We start from the raw sequence: 404 nt of genomic DNA on the forward strand, positions 1-404 counted from the left end.
TTTTCGCCATCCTCAATGACTTTTTCATACAAAAGGGATTTTGTAATTGATGAAGATACGGTCAAAATAACTACTATCAACGGAAGAAAAGCATATTCCATTTTGAATTATGAACATGCGAAACAGTATTTTGATGGCTCATGGAAATATCAGGCATCCAAAGTTGTAAAACATAAAGATGGAGATTATTATTTCCATTTATCTATTGAAAAAGAAGTTCCTGATAAAGAAATAACAGACGCTTCTACATTCATGGGTATAGATGTAGGTATGAACTATCTTGCTGTTGCTTCTACCACTGACAAGAAATGTAGTTTTTTTGCTGGTGGTGAAATTAAGAATCTTCGCAACCAATACAAGTCAATGCGAAAGCGTTTACAATCGAAGGGAACTTTATCTGCAAA

1 pseudogene is annotated in these 404 nt (G+C 33.7%); it reads left to right on the plus strand.

The annotated features are described in order from the left end of the window. Positions 1-102: 102 nt before the first annotated feature. Positions 103-404, plus strand: a pseudogene (locus CI957_RS10415) (RNA-guided endonuclease TnpB family protein); the annotation flags it as partial.

The sequence above is a fragment of the Methanohalophilus sp. WG1-DM genome, assembly GCF_004104135.1.
In the GTDB taxonomy this organism is placed as follows: Archaea; Halobacteriota; Methanosarcinia; order Methanosarcinales; family Methanosarcinaceae; genus Methanohalophilus; species Methanohalophilus euhalobius.